This window comes from Trinickia sp. NRRL B-1857, assembly GCF_050470685.1.
GTDB lineage: Bacteria > Pseudomonadota > Gammaproteobacteria > Burkholderiales > Burkholderiaceae > Trinickia.
Genome location: NZ_JBFLUK010000001.1, coordinates 3,751,502 through 3,775,114, shown reverse-complemented (window position 1 = coordinate 3,775,114; position 23,613 = coordinate 3,751,502). Strand labels below are relative to the sequence as shown.

Here is a 23,613-nt window from a genome sequence, read left to right as displayed (position 1 = left end):
GCTATGCCGCCGCGTCTTCCAGCGGGAGCAGCGCGGTAAGGACTTCCACGGTCCGTGCGGTAGCGCCCCGGTGCCGCGCGGCAAACGCCGATGCCGCGGCGCCCATCGCCACGCGCCGCGACTTGTCGGCGAACAGCTCGCCCAGCACGCGCGCTAGATCGGCAGGATCGGCGACTTGTACGGCAGCGCCTGCGGCAACCGCATCGGCCGTCGCTTGCGAGAAGTTGAACACGTGCGGGCCGATCAGCACCGGTACGCCCACGGCACATGCTTCAATGAGATTCTGTCCACCGAGCGGCAACAGGCTGCCGCCGATGAAGGCAACGTCCGATGCCGCGTAGTACGCGCCAAGCTCGCCCATCGAATCGCCAAGCAGCACCTTGACCTCGTGCGGCAACGGCTCGCCGGCTGCGGATGCCGTCGCGGCCGCCGCCTGCTGCGCCCCACCCCAGGTCGAGCGCCGCATGGCGCGCAGCCCGCGCCGGTCGACGAGCGCGGCGACTTCGTCGAAACGCTGCGGGTGACGCGGCACGAGGATCAGCAATGCATCGTCGAGCGCCAATGCCGCGAAAGCATCGAGCACGAGCGCTTCCTCCCCCTCGCGCGTGCTTGCGGCCACCCATACGGGCCGGGTACCGATCGCAGTGCGCCATGCGCGGCCGCGCGCAACGATATCGGGCGGCGTGGCCATGTCGAATTTCAAGTTGCCGAGCACGGCGAGGTTGCGCGCGCCGAGCGCCGTGAGCCGCTCGGCATCGGAGGGACTTTGCGCGAGCACCCGCGTGAAGCCGCCGAATACCTCGCGCGTAGCGGTGCCGAAACGCGCGGCGCGCTTATACGAACGCGCCGACATCCGTGCGTTGGTCAACACGAGCGGAACGTCGGCCGCGCGGCATTCGTCGATCAGTGTCGGCCAGACTTCCGTCTCCATGACGATGCCGAGCGAAGGCCGCCAGGCGCGTAGGAAGCGACGCACCGCATGCGGCAAGTCGTACGGCAGGTAACAGCGCAGCACACGGTCGCCGAACAACTCCACGCTCGTGGCGCGCCCGCTCGGCGTCATATGCGTGACGAGCACGCGGGCGTCGGGCCGCGCTTGCATCAAGGCGGCAATGAGCGGTTGGGCCGCGCGCGTCTCGCCGACCGACACCGCATGCACCCAAATCAGCGGCGTATCGTCCTCGGGTAGCCGGCCGCGTGCGAAACCGAAACGTTCGCCGATATGCGCGCGATAACCGCGCTCGCGACGCGAACGGATCAGCAAGCGCAAAACGGCCAGCGGCGCGACGACCCACCACAGCGCACGGTAGACGAGCCTCAGCATACGCGCCCTCCTCTCGCCGTCCCGTAGCGCGCGCTCAGGCGCATCGGCATCAAACCAACGCGCGGCCTTCGAGCCGCTCGAGAATGCCGAGCGGCGCGCATTCGGGTTGGACCATCGCACGAACCGGCAGGAAAAACGTCTGCTCGAGCATGAACTGCCCCGACATCGCCGCATGCGAGGTGTGATCGGAGAAGCAGATCCACGTGCTGCCGGGAGGGAAAGGAATCGTTTCTTGCTGACACGACTTTTGATAGTCGAGGTCCGCCTTCATGCCGTCATGCAGATTGAGCATCAGATGGTCGTAGGCGCTGCGCGGCGACTTCGTGATGTGCAGCGCGTTCAGCAGCCATGCCGAGCCGGGCACTTGCCGCTTGATGTTCGGCAAGAAGCGCCGGGCCATTTGCTCGAACGGCTCGCCCACGCGCCATACGCGCGGCTCGCCGTGCGGATTGACGTTCGCGAACACACGCATGATGCGCTCGCCGCGGTTGGGCCGCGAAGGGAACGCGTCGACATGCAGCCGGCTATCGTCCTTGCGCCACGACGTATGGCGCGTTTCCACGCGCCTGAGACGCAAGCTCGTGGGCGCCGGGCGCAAAGCGTCGCGATACTCGGGCACGAGGTGATCGACGAGCATGCGGGCCTGCGTTTGATAACGCGCGACGAGCGCGCGCACGGCCGACTGGGTGACGGCATCGCCGGCCACGCCGTGCAGCGTGCCGCCGTTCGGATCGAGACTAATGTTCTTACGCTTCGGATCGGCGAGCGCAGGATCGAGCAGCGCCGTCTCTCCCCCTTCGATGGCGAAACGCAGGTTGGGAAAGAAGAGGACCTTGCCCGTTTCGAGCGCCATGCGCAGCGTATCGCGCGTGGCGGACAGGTCGGAGCCCGCCCAATCGGTGCAGTTAACTTCTAGGATTTGCGATTCGTTCATGGTCCCGTCTAAGCGCCAGCGGTTACAGCAGGCCGAATGCGGCCAGTGCGGTCTTCACGTGTTGCAGCGTCGGCGGATCGCCGGCGGTGCCCAGATTGACGACGCGGGGCGACCAATAGCCGCCCGTGCGCCATGCGGTCGCGAAATTGTACAACTCGACCGTGGGACGTTTGAGCGCCGCGGCAATATGAACCAATCCCGTGTCCACGCCGACCGTTGCGGCCGCCCCGTCGAGCAGCCCCACGACGGCCGGCAGCGACAGGCGCGGCGGGACGATCGCCGCCGCCCCGAATTCCTTGGCGAGCCGTTCGCTCGTCGTGCGCTCGGCCTCGCTGCCCCACGGGAGCACGAGCGACGCGCCGCGCGTCACCAACGCCCGGCCCAGCTCGATCCACGACGCGTCGGGCCATTGCTTATCGGCGCGGGACGTCGCATGGACGAGGACCACATAGGGTACGGGCAGATTAAGGCCGACCTGGGCCAATGCGAGCGCGGCTTGCGACGTATCGAGCCCGAAGTCGATGTCGTCGGTCGGCGCAGGCCGCGGCGCGCCGATCGCTTCGGCGACGAGCAAACGTGTGCGTTCCACCACGTGCGTACGGGGCTCGATCGGCACGCGCCGGTCGTAGAAGAAACGCACGGGCCACTCGTAGCCCGCGCCGTCCGTGCGATTGCCGAGACCGACGAGCGGCCCGCGCGCCCAGCTCGCGACCCAGGCAGTCTTGATCAGGCCCTGACAATCGATGACGAGGTCGTAGCGCTCGGCCGCCAACGCGCGCCGGAACGCGCCGATCTCGCGCCATGTCGACGGCGAGAAGGGCCGCTTGCGCCAGCGCCGCAACGAGAACGGAATCGCGCGATGCACGCCGCGCACGAGCGTGACGAGATCGCCGAAACTTTCTTCGACGAGCCAGTCGATCTGCGCGTCGGGATAGACGCGCCGGATGTCCGCGACGGCCGGCATGTTGTGAACGACGTCGCCAAGCGACGACACGCGAACGAGCAGTATCTTTTGCACGCTGAAAGAAAAAAGAAAGGTGTGGCCACACAGGCCACGGCGCTCGGCGGACAAAGGCCTCGTTGCCGAGCACTGCCTGAAGGGCTGGGATTCTACCGCGCCCGCGGCCCGTTTTCGCCTCGCGCCTTGCCGCAGGCTCCAAACGCACGGCGCCGAGATGCCCCGGGCCCGGTCGCCGGCCTCACAGCCTCGCGCGCCGGAAGGCACTACAATGCTCGTCGTTCGAATCTCGCGCGTATCGAGCGCAGCACCTAACCCGCATCATGTCCAGTTCGTTTCGTCCCCTTCGCGTTCGCGCGACGCTACCGCTCGCCGCATACTTGGCCATAACGGCCTTGACCGCGTGCTCGAGCGCCCCGCAGCCGAAATTCCAGCAGGAGATGTTCGATACGGGCGCGAGCCCGTTCTCGCGCACGTTCAAGGTCGGCAACGCCGACGCCTGCGAGGCCGCCCGCCGTGCGCTGCTCAATCAGGGCTATCTGACGACGCTCACGCAAACCGATAGGATCGACGCGACGAAGGATTTCCAACCGAGCGGCGACTCGCACGTCACCGTGGAATTTCACGTCGTTTGCACGCCGGGCGTCGATGCGGACGGCTCGAGCATTATTTACGCGAACGCGATCCAAAGCGGCTATGCGCTCAAAAAGAGCGATACGTCGGCCAGCGTCGGCCTGAGCATTCTCGGGTCGGTCTCGTTGCCGATCCGCTCCAATAGCGACGCGATGGTGAAGGTGTCGAGCGAAACGATCCAATCGAATGCGTTCTACGACCGCTTCTTCGATTCGGTCCACCACTATGTGAGCACGCTCATCAAGACCGCACCCGTGCCGACCGCCGCCGTCACGGCGACGACGCTGCCGGGCACTGCCCACTTGATCGAAACGCCGCCGCCCTCGCCTGTCCCGGCAGGCGCTGCGTCGACGAGCGCAACGGGTGCCTCGGTGTCGCCGGCCATCCCGAGTGCCGGGACCGCAACGTCGGTGGTCGCGCCCGCGGCATCGGTGCTCGCGCCCGCCGTTCCGGCGGCCACGCCGGCCGTGTCCGCATCCGCACCGCTGCCGGTTGCGCTCGGGCCGGCAACGGCTGTGAAGAATGCGCCTGCGGCACCGTCCGACCTACCGATGCCGACGGCGCAGCCCGTGTCGGCTCCGGCCGCGACCCAGGTTTTGCCGCAATAAAAGCTTGGGCCGCCGGCTAGGCGGCCCAAGTCGCTCGGATCGCCGTTAGAACGGGAGCTTCGCGTCCGGCTTCGCTGCGACGATCACGCGACGGAAGTCGTCTTTGATCCGCTTGAGCGCTTCTTCGGTGTCGGCCTCGAAGCGCAGCACGACGACCGGGGTCGTATTCGACGAACGCGCGAGCCCGAATCCATCCGGATACTCCACGCGCAAACCGTCGATCGTGATCACTTCGTCGGCGCCCGTGAACTGCGCTTCCTTCTGAAGACGGCCGATCAACGTGAAGTTCTCGCCCTCTTCGAGCTTGAGTTGAAGTTCGGGCGTGGACAGCGAATTGGGCAGATCGTTGAGCAATTTGCTCGGGTCTTGTTCGCGCGAGAGCAATTCGAGCAGGCGCGCGCCGGTGTAGAGACCATCGTCGAACCCGTACCAGCGGTCCTTGAAGAACACGTGGCCGCTCATTTCGCCCGCGAGCGGCGCGCCCGTCTCGCGCAGCTTGGCCTTGACGAGCGAGTGGCCCGTCTTCCACATGACGGGGTCGCCGCCCTTCGCGCGCACCCACTTCGCCAGATTGCGCGTGCATTTGACGTCATAGATGATCTGCGCGCCGGCGTTGCGCGACAGCACTTCCTGCGCGAACAACATCAGTTGGCGGTCCGGATAGATGATCTGTCCGTCTTTCGTCACGACGCCAAGACGATCGCCGTCGCCGTCGAACGCAAAGCCCACCTCGGCATCGGTCTCCTTCAACGCGCGAATGACGTCTTGCAGGTTCTCCGGGTGCGCCGGATCCGGGTGGTGGTTCGGGAAATTGCCGTCGATTTCGGTGAACAGCTCGACGAGCTCGCACCCGAGCGCCTTGAACAGCCGCGGCCCGAGCGCGCCGGCCACGCCGTTGCCGGCGTCGACGACGATCTTCATCGGCCGCGCGAGTTTGACGTCGCTCACGATGCGCTCGATGTAGGCATCGGCAATATCGTACTGCTCGTAGCCGCCGCTGCCGCTGGCGAAATCGTCCTTTTCGATGCGACGGTATAGCGCTTGAATTTGCTCGCCGTAGATGGCGGCACCGCGCAAGACCATCTTGAAGCCGTTGTAGTCGGGCGGATTGTGGCTGCCCGTCACGACGATGCACGAATCGATGCGACGCTCGCCGCCTGCGAGCGCGAGCGGAACGCTCGCGGCGAAATAGCCGACGGGCGTGGGCACCATGCCAACGTCGACCACGTCGACCCCGGCGGCGCGCAACCCTTCGGCGAGCGCCTCGATCAGCGAAGGACCGGACAAACGGCCGTCGCGCGCGACGACGACACCCGTGCCGCCTTGCGCGCGCACTTCGCTGCCGAACGCCCGGCCTACGAGCCGTGCAACGTCTTCATCGAGAGTTTTGCCGATGACGCCTCGGATGTCGTACGCCTTGAAGATGGATTGCGAGATCATTGATGGCTCTCTTTTGGCTGCGATTGGAAAGATGCTGGCGCCGGCAACCCACTTATAATTGCGGTTTTTCGATCGGCGCGTCGCGCCCATTTTAATGCGCATATGCCCCTTCGCTGCACGGTCGTACGAGATCACGGCCGAAAAGCGCGCCATTTCCACGCCGGCAGCGGTCTGGCGAGCAAGATTCCTGCCTTTTATCTCATGCTGAGGCGCATCGCCCACCCCGACATCGCGAAAGCCGCGGCCAATATCGTCTGGCTAGGCCTCGAGCGACTGACGCAAATCGTCGTCGCGATCGCCATCGCGGGTCTGCTCGCGCGCTACTTCGGGCCGGACGTCTTCGGCAAATGGCAATATGCGAACACGCTGCTGCTCGTGCTCGCCCCGATCACGTGGGTCTGCGGCGCCGAAATTCTCGTGCCCACGATCGTCCATCGCGGAGAAAGCGAACTCGGCACGGTGCTCGGCAGCGCGTTTGTCTTACGAATCTCGGTTTCCGCGCTCGCCCTTGCCGGCACTTGGGCCGCGATCGCCGCGGGCGTATTCGATCCCGTCGTCGGTGCAATGCTCGCGGGGCTTGCCGTCACGATGCTGTTTCGCGAACCGTTCATCGGCGTCGTCAATTCGTGGCTGCAAAGCCTTACCTACAGCAAGCCGCAGTTGGTGACGAGCATGGCCACGGCCCTCGTCAAGCTCGGGCTCGTTTATCTCTTCGTGCGAATGACGCTCGCCGCGCCGCATTTCGCGTGGCTCTGGGCGCTGGAGGCGGCCGCGATCGGCCTCGTTCTGCTCGGCTACTATGCGCGCCGTCACGGCGGCAAGCTCGGGTGGCGCGTAGACGCAAGCCTGTTGCGCCACTTCGCGAGTGCCGGCACCGTGTTCTGGGTCGGCCTCGTCTGCATGTATCTGTTCTTGAAGCTCGATCGCCTGATGCTCGAACGCGCGATATCGTTCGCCGATCTGGGCCGCTACTCGGCCGCTCAGCAAATCAACGAGAACTGGATCGCGCTCGCTTTGATGCTCGCTCAAACGATCGCGCCGGCATTCGTCTATCGCGTGCAGGAACGCGCGCATTTGCTGCGCAACGTGATTCGTTTGATGGTGCTCGCAGCGGGCGTGATGGTCTGCGGCGCGCTCGTGCTCGACGCGCTCGCGCCGCTCGTCATTACGCGCGTGTTCGGTCCGAACTACGTCGATGCGATTCCGATCTTTCGTTGGTGCGTCTGGCTTTCGGTGCCGGCCGGCATCGAGGCGATCGGCAATCTCGTGCTGTTGAAATATCAGGCGAAGTTCGTACTCCTGACGAAATGGCTGCTTGCGCTTGCCGTTGCTTTCGCGGTGAATCTGTTCGCCATTCCGCGCATCGGCGCGTTCGGCGCGCTGGCCGGCCTTGCCGGCGGCTATGCCGCGGCCGTTGCCGTCAACGTCTATTACATTCGATTGAAGTTGCTTTCATGACGACGCCCATTGCTCGACCCACTCCGTCGGATATGCTCGGCGACGTCGCCGTGTTGATGCCGGCCTACAACGCGCAGGCCGACGTCGAACGCACGCTCGCCTCGTTCGACGAGCGCGCGCCCGTGCATGTATTGATCGTCGACGACGGCAGCGCGCAGCCGATCGTGGCACCCACGTTGCCGAACATGGACATCGAGATCGTACGCATGCCGCAAAACGGCGGCATCGAGCGCGCATTGCAGGCCGGCATCGAAGCGTTGGCCGCGCGCGGGTATCGCTACGCCGCGAGAATCGACGCGGGCGATCTCGCGGCGCCTGGGCGGCTCGAGAAACAGCGGGCTTACCTCGAAGCGCACCCCAACGTGGCCGGGCTCGGCATGTGGACGCAAGTCGTGTCGCGCACGGGCGCGCCGCTGTTTTCGCTGCGGCCCGCAGCCGATCCGGCCAGCGTGCGGCGACTGCGCTTCTTCCGTACTTCGCTCGTCCATCCCGCGATGATGCTGCGCGTGGAGGCCGTGCGAGCCGTGGGCAATTATCGCGTCGCCTACCGCGCTGCCGAGGACTTGGATTTGTTCTTGCGCTTGATGGAGCGCTACGACTGCGCCAACTTGCCCGAACTCGGCCTGTATTACGAATTGAACGAAGGCGGGATCAGCGCGACCAAACGGCGCCGTCAGATCGTCTCGACGCTGAAGCTCCAATGGCGCTATTTCAATGCCGCCAATCTCTACGACTGGCTTGGCCTCGCAAAGAACCTGCTGCATTTCGTGACGCCTTATACGGCATTGAAAAAGATCAAACGCGCGCTCTTCGCCACGTATGCAGCCTGACCGTATGAATGCTTCCAAGTCCATGGGTGCCGTAGCCGACGCGCCGCTCACGATTTGTCTGGTGTGCAACACCGGCTTTGCGATCTATACCTATCGGCAAGGGTTGATTCGGATGCTCGTGAAGAAAGGGGTGCGCGTGATCGTGCTCGCCCCGCGCGATCGCACGTTCCCGCTGCTCGAGCAGATGGGCTGCGAATGCATCGACTTGCCTGTTGCTTCGAAGGGCACGAACCCGCTCCACGATCTGCGCACGCTGGCAGCCCTGTACGGCCACTATCGACGTATTCGGCCGAGCGTCGTATTCCACTACACGATCAAGGCGAATATCTACGGCTCCGTGGCTGCTTGGCTTGCGCGCGTGCCGTCGATCGCGGTCACGACCGGCCTCGGCTACGTGTTTATCCAAAAGAGCCATGCGGCGCGTGTGGCCAAGGCGCTGTACCGCTTTGCATTCCGGTTTCCGCGCGAGGTATGGTTTCTCAATCGCGACGACGAACGAGCGTTCCTCGACGAACGGTTGTTGACACACCCCGAGCGTGCGAAGCTACTGCACGGCGAAGGCGTGGACATCGATCATTTCGCGCTCGCGCCGCTGCCTGACGCCGAGCATGTAACGTTCGTATTGATCGGACGTTTGCTGTGGGACAAAGGCGTGGGCGAGTACGTCGAAGCCGCGCGCATGCTGCGTTCGCGTTACCCGGGCGCCCGGTTCCAGTTGCTCGGACCCGTGGGCGTGGACAATCCCAGTGCGATCACGCAAGCCGATATCGACGGCTGGAGCAAGGAAGGGATCGTCGAGTATCTTGGCGAAGCGCACGACGTGCGTCCCGTCATCGCAAACGCCGATTGTGTCGTGCTGCCCTCTTATCGCGAAGGCGTGCCGCGCACGTTGATGGAAGCGTCGGCCATGGGACGGCCCGTTGTGGCCACCGATGTGCCGGGGTGCCGGGAGGTAGTGGATGATGGGGTCACCGGGCTGCTATGCGAAGTAAAGAACGCCCGGAGCTTGGCGGATGCACTCGCGCGAATCTTGGATATGAGCCCGGATGCGCGACGCACGATGGGCTTGCGCGGATGCGACAAAGTCACGAGCGAATTCGACGAAGCGCTCGTCGTCGAACGTTATCGGCTGACGCTGCTCGCATTGACGGGCGCCGGCATGTTTGAGCGACGTGGACGCGAGTCATGAACGCCGCCCGCCGCTTGCGGACAATACACGGAGAATAAAATGCCAACCCATGCGCTACGAGAGGGAGCGATCCTCGTGACGGGGGGAGCCGGTTTTATCGGCTCGCACACGGTCGTCGAATTGGTGTCTAGCGGCTATGACGTGGTGATCGTCGACAACCTCGTCAACAGCAAGCGCGAAGCCGTGCGACGCATCGAACGGATCGTCGGGCGCCCGGTACCCTTTTACGAAATCGATGCGTGCGACGAAGCGGCGCTGTCGGAAGTGTTCGACGTGCACAAGATCAGCGCGGCCATTCATTTCGCGGCATTGAAGGCCGTCGGCGAATCGGTCGCCAAACCGATCGAGTACTACCGCAACAACATCGACAGCTTGCTCGTGCTGCTCGATACGATGCGCAAGCGCGATGTCAAAACGCTCGTCTTTAGCTCGTCGGCAACGGTGTACGGCATGCCCGAGCACTGCCCGGTGGACGAATCGTTTCCGTTATCGGCAACCAACCCTTACGGCCAATCGAAAGTCATTGGCGAACAAATATTGCGCGACGTTGAAACGGCGGATCCGAGCTGGCGTATTGCGACGCTACGTTATTTCAATCCGGTGGGTGCGCATGAAAGCGGGCTGATTGGAGAGGATCCGGCGGGTATTCCGAACAATCTAATGCCTTATGTGGCGCAGGTGGCCGTGGGCAAGCGCGATAAGCTGCGCGTGTTCGGCGGCGACTACGCGACGCCTGACGGCACGGGGGTGCGCGATTACATTCATGTTGTCGATTTGGCACGCGGACATATCGCGGCGTTGAACGCGCTTGCCGTACGCGATGCGAGCCTGGTCGCGAACCTCGGTACGGGGCGCGGGTACTCGGTACTAGAAGTCGTCCGGGCCTTCGAAGCGGCTTCGGGCCGGCCCGTGCCTTACGAGATCGTCGCACGGCGGCCGGGGGATGTCGCGGCGTGCTATGCGAGCACGGAGGTCGCAGAGCGACTGCTGGGCTGGCGCGCGCAGTATGGACTCGAGCGGATGTGCGAGGACCACTGGCGGTGGCAGGAGAGCAATCCGCGAGGATTTGAAGTTTAGCCTGCCATCGAGATACGTTAGGTCTTGCGTCGGAAGACAAATTCATTGCAACCGAGTTTGGCACCAACGGTCACCGTCTTGGTGCTCACAAACCCGCGCTGCTCATAGAACCGCGTGACGTCAATCGGCTTCGCCACTTCGAACGGGAAACCACCCACCCAATCGACCAAATCGCGGTTCAACGACATGCCGCGTAGGCTTTTATAGGTCCGAAACGGCTTGAATGGGTTTCCGCGCAACAGGCCCTTGATGAACATCGGCGCACGAAGCGGAATGTAGCAGGGAATCACTACCACCCAACGCAGGCCCGGCGGAAGCGTGACATAGGCCTTTTTGATCCACCACCAGACGCGGGACTGGACACCCTGATCGTTGTAGAGCGCAATAAAGAGCTTACCGCCGTCTGCAACCAGTGCCGCGGCGTTCTCCAACGCATCCCACATTTTTCCGGTGTGGTGTAAAACGCCCCAGGAGTACACGACGTCGAATTTACCCAGTCGCTCGAGGTACTGCTCGTCCAGCACAGAACCCTCTTGGATGGTCCAGTCGGCGTCGCCGTCGAAGTATCGACGACGTAGCTCGAGGCCGCACGCCACGGATTTCGGATCGTAATCGAAGGAAAAGACCTTTGCGCCGAGCCTTCGCGCAGCGAGCGAGAACAGACCGCTACCGCTACCAATATCGAGGAAGGTTTTGCCAACGAGCGAGTCGACTCCGAGCATCTGACACAGACTGCGCTCAGCTTGCTTGACCCGTTCTTCGTCGAGCAGCATTAGAAAACGCGACCAATTCTCGCCGAACGAGAACCGCTCGCCACTCTCGATTTCCTGCTGGTGCGTTTGAGCGAGAGTCATGTACCCCCAGGGTCTTAGGCGAAGATGGTATGAAGTCGGGCCGCGCACTGGCCATGTTTCCGGACGAGATCAAGCGGCGCGAGGCAACCGTGCGAAAGGTTGGTCGGCTCTCAGCACGAACACCGACATCAAGCCGACCGTCCTTCCCGCGAGCACGATTCGAGCCCGCTATCGGCGAATGACGTTCCGGACGGTAACGACCCATAGCCGAGTCGTATAATTCGCCGTCCGCCCATCCGTCACGACCATGCTCAGTTTTTCCCTCGGCTTTTTTGTCTCGCTGCTCGTCACGCTATTGATCGTGCGCTACGCCCATCTGCATGAGAAATTCTCGATCGATAGCGATTTGGAGGGCGTCCAGAAATTCCATGCGCGCCCGGTGCCTCGCATTGGGGGGGTGGGCATTCTGATCGGCCTCGTGAGCGCGACATTGCAGCTCATCGGCCCCTATCCTGCGGTCGCCTACGGGATTCTCATTCTTGCGGCATGCGGGCTACCCGCGTTCGCCTCCGGACTGATCGAAGACCTGACCAAGCGAGTCTCGCCGTCCGCAAGGCTGGCCGCGACCATGGCAGCGGCGGCGATAACCTATTTCACCCTGCATGCGGCCGTGGTGCGCATCAGTGTGCCCCCGCTCGATTTCTTGCTTTCCTACGCCGCGGTGTCCTTCATTATCACGGTGCTGGCCGTAGCGGCACTCGCCAACGCCGTGAACATCATCGACGGCTTCAACGGGCTCGCGTCGATGGTCGCGTTGATGATGTTCGCCTCTCTGGCATACGTCGCGTTTAGATTAGGGGATCCGATCGTCCTATCGGCGTCACTGATCATGATGGGCGCCGTGCTTGGATTCTTCATCTGGAACTTCCCGGCCGGCTTGATTTTTCTTGGCGACGGCGGCGCTTATTTCATCGGCTTCATGCTTGCCGAACTAGCCATTCTGCTCGTCATGCGCCACCGCGAAGTCTCCGCGTGGTACCCCGTGCTGCTGTTCATTTATCCGATCTTCGAAACCTGCTTTTCGATCTATCGAAAGAAGTTCGTGCGCGGGATGTCCCCCGGTATTCCGGATGGCGTGCACTTGCACATGCTCGTGTATAAACGGCTCATGCGATGGGCGGTAGGGGCCAAGACCGCGCACGAACTGACCCGGCGCAACTCCTTCACATCGCCTTACCTATGGCTGCTTTGCCTAGTCGGCGTCATACCCGCGACGCTCTTTTGGCAGCACACGGTTCACTTGTTCGTGTTCGTCGTCGTATTTGCCGCGACGTATGTGTGGCTCTACGTCAGCATCGTGCGGTTCAAGTCACCGCGTTGGCTCGTCGTACGCAGCAGACGCCGCGATTGAGGTGGGATTGCGCGTTGGCGCATCGGCTGTTCGCCGGCGCCAGTCCGGCGAACGCCCACGGCACTCAAGAAGAGGCGGCCGTCGATTTGCTGGTAACCGACTGCAACGTCGGCCCCACTGCCGGTTGATACTCCGGCACCCAGCGGCGCAGATCGCGCCGCACTTCATCGTCGGAAAGCACCGTGCGTTGCATTAGCCACGACAAGAGCTCTTCCAAGAAATGCGCGTGCACATCGCGTGCTCGTGCGATGCGCAGTTTCGGGTGCGGCGTACGGGTCGTCGTTTCGTCGTCGGCGAGCAATTCCTCATAGAGTTTCTCGCCGGGCCGAAGCCCCGAAAACTCGATGCAAATCTCATCCTCGCGGTATCCGTAAAGACGAATCAAATCACGGGCGAGATCGACGATCCGCACCGGTTGCCCCATATCGAGGATAAAGATTTCGCCGCCCTGCCCCATGCTCGATGCTTGGAGCACGAGCTGCGAGGCTTCGGGAATCGTCATGAAAAACCGCGTAATTTCGGGGTGCGTAACCGTAACCGGCCCCCCTCGAGCGATCTGCTGCTGGAACTTCGGGATCACGCTGCCCGCACTGCCCAAGACGTTACCGAAACGCACGGTTTCGAACTTCGTGTCCTGCGTGCTCTGCTGCAATGCTTGGCAGACCATCTCCGCAAGCCGCTTGCTAGCGCCCATCACGTTGGTAGGATTGACGGCCTTGTCCGTGGAAATCAGCACAAAGCGCTTCACGCCGCTATGGATCGCCGCCCGAGCTACGCGATAAGTGCCCAATACGTTGTTGCGCACGGCCTGCCAGCTATTGAGTTGCTCCATCAGCGGCACGTGCTTGTAGGCTGCCGCGTGATAAAGCACATGAGGCGAATAACGCGCCATGACTTGCTCGAGTAGCAACGAGTCCTTCACGTCGCCCACGATCGGCACGACCAGCGAATCAGGAAAGTGCTCGCGCACCTCTTCGGTCAAACGATAGATCGCGAATTCGGAAGCATCGAGCGCGACGATTTGAGCCGGCTTGAAGCGCAGGATCTGGCGGCACAATTCCGAACCGATGGAACCGCCCGCCCCCGTCACCATGACCACATGGTCGCGCAGCAACGCTTCGACATGAGGCGTATCGATATTGACGGGCTCGCGACCAAGCAAATCTTCGAGGTCGATTTGCCGCACCTGCGACATAAAGCCCTGCCCCGGCGCTAGCGTCGTCAACGCGGGCAATACCATCGCATGGACACCCGCTCTCACGCACACCGTGGCGGCGTGCCGTTGCGCTTCGACCGAAGCGGACGGAATCGCGATAATGGCGTGGCGTACTCTAAGCGACGTCGCCAATTCGGCCAACTCGTCGATGGTGCCTAAGACTTTATGGCCATACATCTCACGGCCGCGCTTTGCGAGATCGTCATCGAGTAAGCCAACAAGGCGCCATTCGCTCGAACGGGACAATTCGCGAGCGATGCTCGCGCCCGCCGTACCCGCGCCGAGCACGAGCACGGGCTTGCCTTGAGCCACCAATGCACCGTAAAGATAGAACTCCTTGGTCGCTCGATAAACGGCACGCGCGCCGCCCATGATCACGAACAAAAGGACCGGGGAGACGACGAGAACCGAGCGAGGAACGATCGGTACCGGCTGCGCCATCACCGCCGCAACCATCACAATCAACGCACCGGCGATAGCCGCCTTGGAGATGCGGACCAGATCGGGAAGGCTCGCGAAAACCCACATACCGCGATACAACCCGAACGCCCGGAACATGATGGCGTAGGACGGCAGCACCCAAACCAATGCCCGCATGCCGCCATAGAAGAATGCGCTAGGGATCGCACCGTTGAATCGAATCAGGTAAGCGGCGAACCACGCGCCGACGACCGCGCATAAATCGAAGAAAAACGCGCACAGCGAAAGCCATGAGGCTTTGTGTTGTTTGAACATGGCGTCTCCTCTCAACTTATTTGGATGCGTCTGACGCGGACCGCCGCCATCTTGCATCGATAGCGAGTCCCATCAGCGCGAGCACACATGCCCATACGACAACGATGCTCAATTGAACGACACCGGGACGATCGAGCGCCCCGACCGCCAGTATTATGCCTACGAGCATCACCGCGTACCAGCGCAGCGCAGTGCGCCGATGGCCAACTCCCGAACGCACCATTCGCTGATAGAAGTGCTCTCGGTGGGCCTGCCAAAACTTCTCGCCTCTGGCCAAACGCCGCGCCAAAGTTACCGAGGCATCCCCTATGAACGGCGCGAACGCCATAACGGGAAACCAGAAAGGCCATACGCCCGAACGCCAACCGAGGTAGCCCAACGTGCCAGCCAAAAAACCCATCGGAATCGAACCCGCATCGCCAAGAAAAATCCGTGCCGGGTGGAAATTCAACGTCAAAAAGCCAGCGGCCGCGCCGGCGATCCCGGCGCATGTCAGCGCCAGAGTCATGTCCGGATGAGACGACGTCAACGCTGCAATCGTGTACCCGCCGAACCCGAACAGGGCCATGCCGCCCGCGAGGCCGTCAGAACCGTCCATGAAATTGTAAAGATTGATCAGCCAAACAAGCGCAATGGCCAAGACGATCGATACCCACCATAGGACAGGCGCGCGATAAACGGCAAGTACGACCACGACCGCCGCCACATGCGCCGCAAAGCGAACGCGAGCCGGCAGACCACGACGATCGTCGATTTGCGACACCGCGGCGAGAAACGCAACGCAACCGGCGATAACCCAATATCCCGAGGTCAGAATCATTGCAACGAGCACGACCGGAACGATTCCCCATCCGCCGACGCGCGGCGTAGGACGTTCATGCAGCGATCGCTCGTTTGGAATATCGGTAGCCAAACGCCAAGCAAGGCCGGTCCGCAACAAGGTTTGAAGAATTGCGACGCACGCGACGCAAGCGAGCACCGCACAGACAACGACGCGGATCAACGGGCTTACATAAGTCAAATCGATTGCCATGCGTTTAATGGGAAGAACGGTACCAGGCTGCGGTCTCGCGCAGCCCCTGCTCGACGGTGAAAGGGGGATGCCAGTCGAGCGTGTTCCGAATATGGGAGCAGTCGAGCCGAAGCTCGCCGATTAAACGGCCCACTTGCGCGGAGCGCCCCGTCATCCGGCCAGCTAGACGAAGCCACGCGGGCGGAATGGGCCAAACGCGGCGCGGCGCGCGCAGCTGTTCGGCCAACATGGTTGCCAGTTCGGCGACTGACGGATCAGGCTCGTCCGCAACATGGAACGTCTGCCCGGCAGCGCGGGGGTCGGATGAGCAGTGGACGATCGCGTCGGCCAGATTTTCGACGAAAACAATGCTGCGCCGGGCCTTGATCGCGCCAAGCGGCAGAGGAATACCTCGCGCAACGGCGCGCATCAGTTGCAAAAAATTTGCGCGAACGCCCGGCCCGTACACGAGAGGGGGGCGAACGACCACGATCTCCATGTCGCATTGGCGACCGAATTCGAACAAGCTGCGCTCAGCCTCGAGCTTGGAGATACCGTAGGCATCGATCGGGGTAGGTCGATCGCGCTCGCTGATAGGATGTCCGCCGCTGCATTCGGCACTCGCCTTGATGCTACTGACAAAAACGAACCTACGCGCACCTGCGCGCTGCGCGGCGCGGGCGATGCGCATCGTCCCCTCGACGTTCATCGCCCGATAAGCAGGCAAGGCATCGACCGACGTCTCGTTCATCACATGAACCCGCGCCGCGAGGTGAATCACTGAATCGCAGGCAAGCGTCCGAGGCCATTGCTCGTCGACATTCTCGAAGTCGTTGCCTTCGCAGACCCACTCGGACACGCCGTCGATCGTCGTACCGGCCCGCCGAACGAGGCCGATGACCGTGTGCCCCTCGCGAACGAGCTGCCGGCAAACTGCCTTGCCGACAAAGCCGCTCGCGCCCGTTACCAGGATCGTTTCCGCCATCGGCTAACCCCGAGCCCGACAAAGAGCTGCCCGTGCTCGGCACGAAGGGGCGCGATGGAGAAGAGGGTTGCCTGGTCGAAAAATCATGAAGAATGGACGTGCTGGCGGGAACCGCTCATTATAGCGGAGTGGGCGACCCTGCCCGTCGCCTGACGGACTGTTGCACCCGCGCTACGGCACGTAGGCGACACGGCGAAAAGCGATAGGCCGTCCACCGGTTCGGGAACGGAAGTCGCAGCCGAGTAGCAAGGAAAGCAGTGGAGCCGGCGCCGGCCGCGATCGGACGGCGCCGAAGTGGGCACACAGAGGTTAGGTGCGGCTCGTCAATGCTGCCGCGGCTTGCGCCCCCACACGCCTAGCGATCGCCCCTACTACGCAATTTACGATCATCGCGGCAATGGCAAGGTACGCAGCCATTTTGAGGATCCCGACTTCAGTCAGCACGTCATTACGGTGGCCGTAAAAGCCCCACCACGCCGCCAGCACAGCGCACAGGGTACCCGTCACCGGAGACGCGCGCGACGACAGGGCGGATAACGTGGCGAGACCGAAGGCATAAACCAATGCAAAGACGAATACCAACGTAAAGCCACCGACCGAAAACGCCTGCGCCCAAGGATTGTTCGCCATGCCGAACGTCGCCTTGGGGAACAGCGCGGGCTGGAACTGGCCGTTGAAGGAGGCTACCTCGGATACATCGATATTGAAGATCGATTTACCGCCGGGCACTCCGCTCAACGCCTGCCCAACGAGGTTCGAGGGCGACGTCCGGAAACCGCGCCTGACGACTTCGTTCAGGATCGATTGGATCACCATCGGCTCGCTATAACGGAACGCATCGACATACATACCAAGCGACGACAACAAGCCCGCCGTGTATTCGAGGTTGCCTAAATGAAGCTCGACTTTCGCGCTAACCGGCGTGGGAGCGGGCTCGGTAGGTGCACTCGCTGTTGTCGCGGCCGGGATCGATGCAGCCGGAACGGCAGCGGCGGGCGTATTTCCAACCGAGCTCGCCGCGACAGCGCTGCTCGGGACCGGACTTGCTGCAACCGCCGCGGATGGTCCTTGCGCCGTCGAAACCGGACTCGGTGCCGAAGCCACGCGTGGGTGTGGATGCGTTCGAACGGCATTCGTCCGTGGCAAAACTGGCGTTGCCGGGCGCTGAACCGCAACGCTAGCGGATTGCGCCACCTGCGTCGGCGGCGCGGCGGGGTTGGCCACGGGCGGGGGCGGGGGCATCGTCGCGACGGCCAGCGCCGGAGCGACCGGTGCAGCCGCAGCCGGGTGCGGGACAGAGCAGTCCACCGAAACTGTGTACTTAATGTTCCAAGCCAGCTGTTTAACGACGAATAGACCGGCACCGGCCGCCACCGCGACGGCAATGAACACCGTCCGCTTCTTGCGATCCTCGAACAACGCTTGCCCAAACGCCAAGCAAAGCGCGACGATCGCAACGGAGGAGGATGCCCGGAATCCGATGAACATATCCGCCATGAGAACAAGCATGGCTATGCCCGCCACCCACCATTTGCGGGCAGCAACGGCCGCGACTAGCGCGAACGGAGCACCGTACGATGCGACGTAATACCAGGGATTAATGTGCGCGAGCATGTCCTGCTTCTCAATGCACAAATACCCCTTGCCGATCGTTGCGACGGATGCCGCCACGCCGATCAGCGTAACAGCCAGTAACGATTCGGGCAGCGCCCCATCATAGATGACGAGCGAGCGTCGTCCTGCCGGAACGAATCGGTCATAGCAGACAGTTACCGCAATCAACGTCCCAACCGCCAACAGCATGACGGCGTATGCACCCGGCACGATCGCCGCCGAGTAATAGCCCGAATCACCCCCGTAAGGAAATCGAATTAGACCGAAAACTCCTGGTAAGAAATATAGGACGCTTGCAAAAAATCCGACGAGAAGCGCATCGCTTCTTTTTCGTCTGAAGAAATAAATTACCCCAATACCCAGCATCGCCAGGTACGCCATCTCGAGATTGAAACTTTCATTCATTTTATTTAAACCTTGGTCTCTTTAACCTTCCCCGACGCCGCTTGCAAGCGCGATGTATTCATCGTCGATGAAAACGGCGGCCGAAATGAGCGAGGAAAACGTTTGGCGCTGCCCCCTCTCGTAAACTGCGATCGCGCACGCGTACGAGCCCCTGGGCCTGCATTGTTGATGTGTCGGAAGAGAGCAATCGGTTGGCTCACGCAGCATGCATCCGCTGTCGCGACGATTCGATCGGGTCGTAGCCCAATCCTTTCGTTTATATAACGCGGAAAGCTATTTGAAGGTTGATTCAAACGCTAATCCGGCTCTCGGCATCGCCTCAGATGCGAAGTGCCCGCGCTGCGCAAATAAAAACCGGCGCCAAAGCGCCGGAAATATTTACACCAATGGCGGTCTTTTGCGGCCTGATTTTACTATATTGGCGATTAACTCTGGTAGCAGGTGTTGCTAGTACCCATCACCGCGCCGGCACCAACTCCCGATAGACCGCCAAGCTTGCGGCAATTGCGGCCTGCTCGCTGAATTGAGTCTGCGCCAAGCGCCGCCCATTGAGCCCGTAACGATGGCGCAGCGCCGAATCGCCAATAAGCGTGCGCAGTGCGTCGACGAGCGCGTCGACGTTACGCACGGGGACAAGCAGGCCGTTATAACCGTCCTCGACCACTTCGCGGCATCCCGGCGTGTCCGTCGTGACGATCGCCTTGCCTGCGGCGCATGCTTCGAGCAAGGCCTTGGGCAACCCCTCGCGATAGGACGGCAGGCATACGAGATCGGCCTGCGCAACCACGCGAGGCATATCGTCGCGCCATCCCCAGGCTTCGATGAAACCCTCTTCCACCCAGCCGCTGATCTCCTGCGGCGACAGCGAAGCCGGGTTCTCCTCATCGGGCTCGCCCACCAGCGCAAAGCGCGCGGCTACACCTTCGGCTTTCAGCCGTCGCGCCGCCTCGGCGAATTCGACCACGCCTTTGTCGCGCAGCAACCGCGCCGGAAGGATGACGAGACACTCGCCGGCCCGCGCCTCGGGCTGCGGATAGCTTTCGACGTTGACACCCACGCCGCGAATCATCCTCACCTGCGTATCGTCGATCACACCACCCTCGACGATCATCCGGCGGTCGTCGCGGTTCTGCAAAATCAACAGCGTGCGAGCGCCGCCCATCGCGACGTGGAGCAGCCGATTGACGAGCGGGCGCAACACGCGCGCCTTCGGCGCATCGGACGTAAAGACGAAGCCCAGCCCGCCCAGGGCGTTGACGACATGATGCACGCCGGCAAGACGCGCCGCGATGCTGCCGTAAATCACGGGCTTCATCGCCACGTGATGGACGATGTCCGGCCGCAGCCGGCGATAAAGCCGATATACCTTTAGGCAGTAGGCGAGCTGCTGGACAGGATTGAGCCCGCCGCGTTGTGCGGGCAGATGAACGACATCGATACCCGCTGCTCGAATCGCCTGCTCGCAGCGATCGACACGCGTGACGACCGTCACGCGATAACCGGCCGCAAGCGCCGCCTTGGCGATCGACAGCCGATGGGACACGAAATACCAGTCTTCCGTTACTAAAAAGACGATGTGTGGTCGAGGCGTATTGCCATTCATAATTTGTCTGTCGCTGCCGGCGAAGGGGGACTCACGCACAAGTGCCCCTATCGACGCCTCGCTACCTTCGCTTCTCTTCAAACGCCCGCCATTGCACGGGCGCCTTGGTGCTCGCGATATTGGGAGTGCCACGCTTGGAACATCAGCACGTCCCAGAGCTGGTATTGCCAGTTGCGCGCGCCGCTCTGATGCTCCTGCCAAGCAAGACGTACCTCGTCCGCATTGAACAGGCCATCGCCGGAACGTGCGCAGTCGTTGATCAGCGACTCGCCCCACTCGCGCAGCGGCCCGCGCAACCACGCGTCCAGCGGCACGCCGAAGCCCATCTTCGGGCGATCGATCAATTCCTTTGGTACGTAGCGATAGAGCACTTGGCGCAGCGGCCACTTCGCAACACCTTCATGGCGCAGAATCGACATCGGCAGCGTCGACGCGAACTCGACGATTCGATGATCGAGCATCGGCACCCGCGATTCGAGGCTCACGGCCATCGATGCGCGATCGACCTTGACGAGGATATCGTCCGGCAGATAGCTGACCGAATCGAGGAACATCATGCGGCGAACGACGTCGGTCATCGAGCTAGGCACCCCATCGCGTCGCGTGAGCCACGTCGGCGGCTCCTTCGCGCCGGGAATAAGCGTTTCGGGCGCTTGCCAATGGGACACGAGCCGGCGATAGACGTCGTCGTGCGTCTTCAACCCGAGCAGGTCGGCAAACTTGTGCAGCTTGTCGCCGGGGTTCTTGAATTGATAGCGCGCCGGCATGGCACGCAGCGGCAACGCGAGGGCGCCGTTCCATACGGATGGGCGAACCGCTCGAATGCCCGCCGCGAAGGCGGCGCGCATCGACGCCGGCAGCAGCGAAATGCGGCCCCACAGCGCTTCGGATACCGCATAACGCGAATACCCCGAAAACAGTTCGTCGCCGCCGTCACCGGACAGCGATACGGTAACGTGCTCGCGCGCCAGCTTCGAGACGAGGTAGGTCGGGATCTGCGACGAATCGGAGAACGGCTCGCTATAGATCGACGGCAACTTCGGCACGACGTCGAGTGCCTCCCGCGACGTCACATAGAGTTCCGTATGCGACGTGCCCAGGTGCTTGGCAACGGCCTTCGCATGCTCGGCCTCGTTATAACCGGGCACATCGAAGCCGATCGAGAACGTGCGCACCGGTTGCTTGCTCAACGATTGCATGACGGCGACAACCGTCGACGAATCGATACCGCCGGACAGGAATGCACCGAGCGGCACATCGGCCATCATTTGACCTTGGAGCGCTTGACGCAGCAGGCGCTCGACCTCGTCGACCGCTTGCTCAGGCGTCCCGGCAAACGGCGCGCGCGCCGCGTTTTCCGCCACTTCGCGCAAACTCCAGTACTCGCGGATCTCCGGCTCCTTGCCGCGCTTCGAAAAGCGCGCCACCGTAGCGGGCGGCAACTTGGACACGCCTTTGAAAACGGAATAAGGCGCCGGAATGTAGTTGTGCCGCATCAATAGCGCCAGTGCGCCACGATCGATCTCGCCATGCCAGTCCGGATGGCAGTAGAACGAGGCAAGCTCGGAGCCGAACACGAGCGTATTGCGTAGCCATCCGTAGTAAAGCGGCTTTTCGCCAAGGCGATCGCGGCCGAGCGTCAACGTTTTCGTCTCGCGGTCCCATAAGGCGAACGCGAACATGCCGACGCATTTTTGCAGCGCACCTTCGACGCCCCATACCTCGAACGCGGCCAGCATCACCTCGGTATCGGAGTGGCCGCGCCACCCGAGCGCCCAGCCGCCGCGCTCGAGCTCTGCGCGCAGCGATTCATGGTTATAGATTTCGCCGTTGAAGGCGATCGTCCAGCGGCCCGAGCGCGAATCCATCGGCTGATGACCGGCGGCCGATAGATCGACGATAGCCAGCCGGCGGTGGCCGAATATGACGCAGCCGTTCGGATCGCGCCAAAACCCTTCGTCGTCGGGGCCACGGTGCGCGATCGCGTCCGCCATCGCCCTGGCATGGCCGTCAGCCTCGCCCGACAACCCGTCCCAATTCAGAAGTCCTACGAATCCGCACATTTAATGATGTCCCAGCACGATTTGCTTGAATTTTGCTGCGCCGCCTATCGCGGCACCGACCAACATCGCCAGCACGGCAATGTAAATCGTCATTTTCATGATGCCCACTTGGATGAGCACGTCGTTTCTATGTACATAAAACCCCCACCACCCCACCGCGACGGCCACCAGCGCACGCGTCACGACAGGCGTGGCTCGGCCCATGGCGGCAAAGCCGGCAAGGCAAGAAGCATAAACTAACGCGAACACGAAAACCAACGGAAAACCGCCGGCCGCAAACGCCTGCGCCCACGGGTTGCTAGCCATCCCGAACGTCACGTGCGGAAATAGCACGGGCCGGAAACGCGTGCTGAACAACGGCACGTCGGACACGTCGATCCCGAAAACGGACTTGCCACCGGGTATGCCGCTGAGCGCCTGCTTCGCCACATCGCTCAACGGAATCGTAAAACCGCGCCGCACGGTTTCGTTGAGAATGGCTCCGATCACCATCGGTTCGGAGTAGCGAAGCGCATCGAGGTACACGTTCTCGTTCCGAAGCAGATTCGCCGTATGAGCCATGTTCTCCAAATGGAGCTCGGTCGGCGCGGCCGCCAACGCCTGCTCCGCTTCTCGCGCCTGCTCGGCCGAGAAGCGGCCGCTAAACGCCGTGCTCGATGCAACCGGCAAGGGCGGGCAATCGACCGACACCGTGTATTTAATATTCCATGCGAGCTGCTTGACCACGAACAGACCGGCCGCCACGACGACCACCGCCGCGACATACGCGATGCGCGACTTCCACGGGCCGAACAGGGCATGTCCATACGTCAAGCAAGCGCCGATCAGCGCGACCGCGGTGGCGCCGCGAAAGCCGATGAACAAGTCGCACAGCAGCACGGCGACGGCCGCGGCCACGAGCCACCATTTGCGCGCGGCCAACGCACTGACGAACGCCAACGGCGCCGAATACGAAGCGACGTAGTACCAGGAATTGATCCGGGCCAGCATATCGGCCTTCTCTACGCACAAATACCCTTTACCGATCGTGGCGATCGACATCGCCGCGCCGAGCACCATGATCGCGCCGAGCACTTCGGGCACCCACCGATCGGGCACGGCGATTTCGCCGCGCAAGTTGCCGCTCAGTCGATCATAGCCATACGTGACCGCGAGTAGCGTCGCTAGGACCATGAACATCACCGCATAGGTGCCCGGCACGACCGGCGACACGTAAAAGCCCGCCTCCCCGCCATAGGGAAATTGGATCGAACCGAACAGACCCGGCATGAAATAGATAACCGTGGCCACGCCTCCGACGAAAAGCGCATCGAATCGCTTACGT

At 62.4% G+C, this 23,613-nt stretch carries 18 protein-coding genes; 6 read left to right on the top strand and 12 right to left on the bottom strand.

The genetic code is table 11. The annotated features are described in order from the left end of the window. Window position 1 precedes the first annotated feature (1 nt). The 3 genes from waaA to waaC are packed head-to-tail and all read right to left on the bottom strand — an operon-like array spanning window position 2 to window position 3,276. Window positions 2–1,324, bottom strand: coding sequence for a lipid IV(A) 3-deoxy-D-manno-octulosonic acid transferase (gene waaA / locus AB1286_RS16835; RefSeq protein ID WP_430364330.1), 1,323 nt, complete (start codon window positions 1,322–1,324; stop codon window positions 2–4). 49 nt (window positions 1,325–1,373) lie between these two features. Continuing rightward, window positions 1,374–2,258, bottom strand: coding sequence for a Kdo hydroxylase family protein (locus AB1286_RS16830; RefSeq protein ID WP_430364329.1), 885 nt, complete (start codon window positions 2,256–2,258; stop codon window positions 1,374–1,376). A 22-nt stretch (window positions 2,259–2,280) separates the two neighbouring features. Beyond that, window positions 2,281–3,276 (bottom strand): lipopolysaccharide heptosyltransferase I, encoded by a 996-nt coding sequence (waaC, locus tag AB1286_RS16825; RefSeq protein ID WP_430364328.1) that lies wholly within the window; start codon window positions 3,274–3,276, stop codon window positions 2,281–2,283. Between the two features lie 263 nt (window positions 3,277–3,539). Here waaC and AB1286_RS16820 point away from each other — a divergent pair, with 263 nt between their 5' ends. After that, a complete protein-coding gene (locus tag AB1286_RS16820; protein ID WP_430364327.1) occupies window positions 3,540–4,457 on the top strand; it encodes a DUF2242 domain-containing protein in 918 nt (305 codons plus the stop codon). Window positions 4,458–4,502: 45 nt separating this feature from the next. Here the strand turns inward: AB1286_RS16820 and AB1286_RS16815 are convergent, their stop codons facing one another. After that, entirely contained in the window at window positions 4,503–5,897 is a 1,395-nt protein-coding gene (locus tag AB1286_RS16815; protein ID WP_430364326.1) for a phosphomannomutase/phosphoglucomutase, read from the bottom strand. A 201-nt stretch (window positions 5,898–6,098) separates the two neighbouring features. Between AB1286_RS16815 and AB1286_RS16810 the strand changes: the two genes are divergently transcribed. Genes AB1286_RS16810 through galE form a run of 4 tightly spaced genes read left to right on the top strand, consistent with a single transcriptional unit; the run spans window position 6,099 to window position 10,451 of the window. Next, a complete protein-coding gene (locus tag AB1286_RS16810) occupies window positions 6,099–7,355 on the top strand; it encodes an oligosaccharide flippase family protein (RefSeq protein ID WP_430365100.1) in 1,257 nt (418 codons plus the stop codon). Further along, complete coding sequence (locus tag AB1286_RS16805; protein WP_430364325.1) at window positions 7,352–8,185, top strand: glycosyltransferase; 834 nt, start codon at window positions 7,352–7,354, stop codon at window positions 8,183–8,185. Before AB1286_RS16810 ends, AB1286_RS16805 begins: the two co-directional genes overlap by 4 nt. A 4-nt stretch (window positions 8,186–8,189) precedes the next feature. After that, window positions 8,190–9,374: a glycosyltransferase family 4 protein gene (locus tag AB1286_RS16800; protein ID WP_430364324.1), complete on the top strand. Its 1,185-nt coding sequence runs from the start codon at window positions 8,190–8,192 to the stop codon at window positions 9,372–9,374. A gap of 39 nt (window positions 9,375–9,413) precedes the next feature. Next, on the top strand, window positions 9,414–10,451 hold the full coding sequence (gene galE, locus AB1286_RS16795) for a UDP-glucose 4-epimerase GalE (protein WP_430364323.1): 1,038 nt from the start codon (window positions 9,414–9,416) through the stop codon (window positions 10,449–10,451). Between the two features lie 17 nt (window positions 10,452–10,468). On the opposite strand, the gene AB1286_RS16790 is transcribed toward galE, so the two are convergent. Further along, complete coding sequence (locus AB1286_RS16790) at window positions 10,469–11,305, bottom strand: class I SAM-dependent methyltransferase (protein WP_430364322.1); 837 nt, start codon at window positions 11,303–11,305, stop codon at window positions 10,469–10,471. 247 nt (window positions 11,306–11,552) lie between these two features. Here AB1286_RS16790 and AB1286_RS16785 point away from each other — a divergent pair, with 247 nt between their 5' ends. Next, a complete protein-coding gene (locus AB1286_RS16785; protein WP_430364321.1) occupies window positions 11,553–12,656 on the top strand; it encodes an MraY family glycosyltransferase in 1,104 nt (367 codons plus the stop codon). 64 nt (window positions 12,657–12,720) lie between these two features. Here the strand turns inward: AB1286_RS16785 and AB1286_RS16780 are convergent, their stop codons facing one another. The 7 genes from AB1286_RS16780 to AB1286_RS16750 form a co-directional block, all read right to left on the bottom strand. Beyond that, complete coding sequence (locus tag AB1286_RS16780; protein ID WP_430364320.1) at window positions 12,721–14,607, bottom strand: polysaccharide biosynthesis protein; 1,887 nt, start codon at window positions 14,605–14,607, stop codon at window positions 12,721–12,723. A 16-nt stretch (window positions 14,608–14,623) separates the two neighbouring features. Next, a complete protein-coding gene (locus tag AB1286_RS16775) occupies window positions 14,624–15,640 on the bottom strand; it encodes an MraY family glycosyltransferase (protein ID WP_430364319.1) in 1,017 nt (338 codons plus the stop codon). Between the two features lie 4 nt (window positions 15,641–15,644). Then, entirely contained in the window at window positions 15,645–16,604 is a 960-nt protein-coding gene (locus AB1286_RS16770) for an NAD-dependent epimerase/dehydratase family protein (RefSeq protein WP_430364318.1), read from the bottom strand. Window positions 16,605–16,913: 309 nt separating this feature from the next. Next, window positions 16,914–18,428: a hypothetical protein gene (locus AB1286_RS16765; protein WP_430364317.1), complete on the bottom strand. Its 1,515-nt coding sequence runs from the start codon at window positions 18,426–18,428 to the stop codon at window positions 16,914–16,916. A gap of 652 nt (window positions 18,429–19,080) precedes the next feature. Then, a complete protein-coding gene (locus AB1286_RS16760) occupies window positions 19,081–20,226 on the bottom strand; it encodes a glycosyltransferase family 4 protein (protein WP_430364316.1) in 1,146 nt (381 codons plus the stop codon). Between the two features lie 77 nt (window positions 20,227–20,303). Beyond that, on the bottom strand, window positions 20,304–22,289 hold the full coding sequence (gene asnB / locus AB1286_RS16755) for an asparagine synthase (glutamine-hydrolyzing) (RefSeq protein WP_430364315.1): 1,986 nt from the start codon (window positions 22,287–22,289) through the stop codon (window positions 20,304–20,306). Then, a complete protein-coding gene (locus AB1286_RS16750) occupies window positions 22,290–23,579 on the bottom strand; it encodes a hypothetical protein (protein ID WP_430364314.1) in 1,290 nt (429 codons plus the stop codon). Window positions 23,580–23,613: the final 34 nt, after the last annotated feature.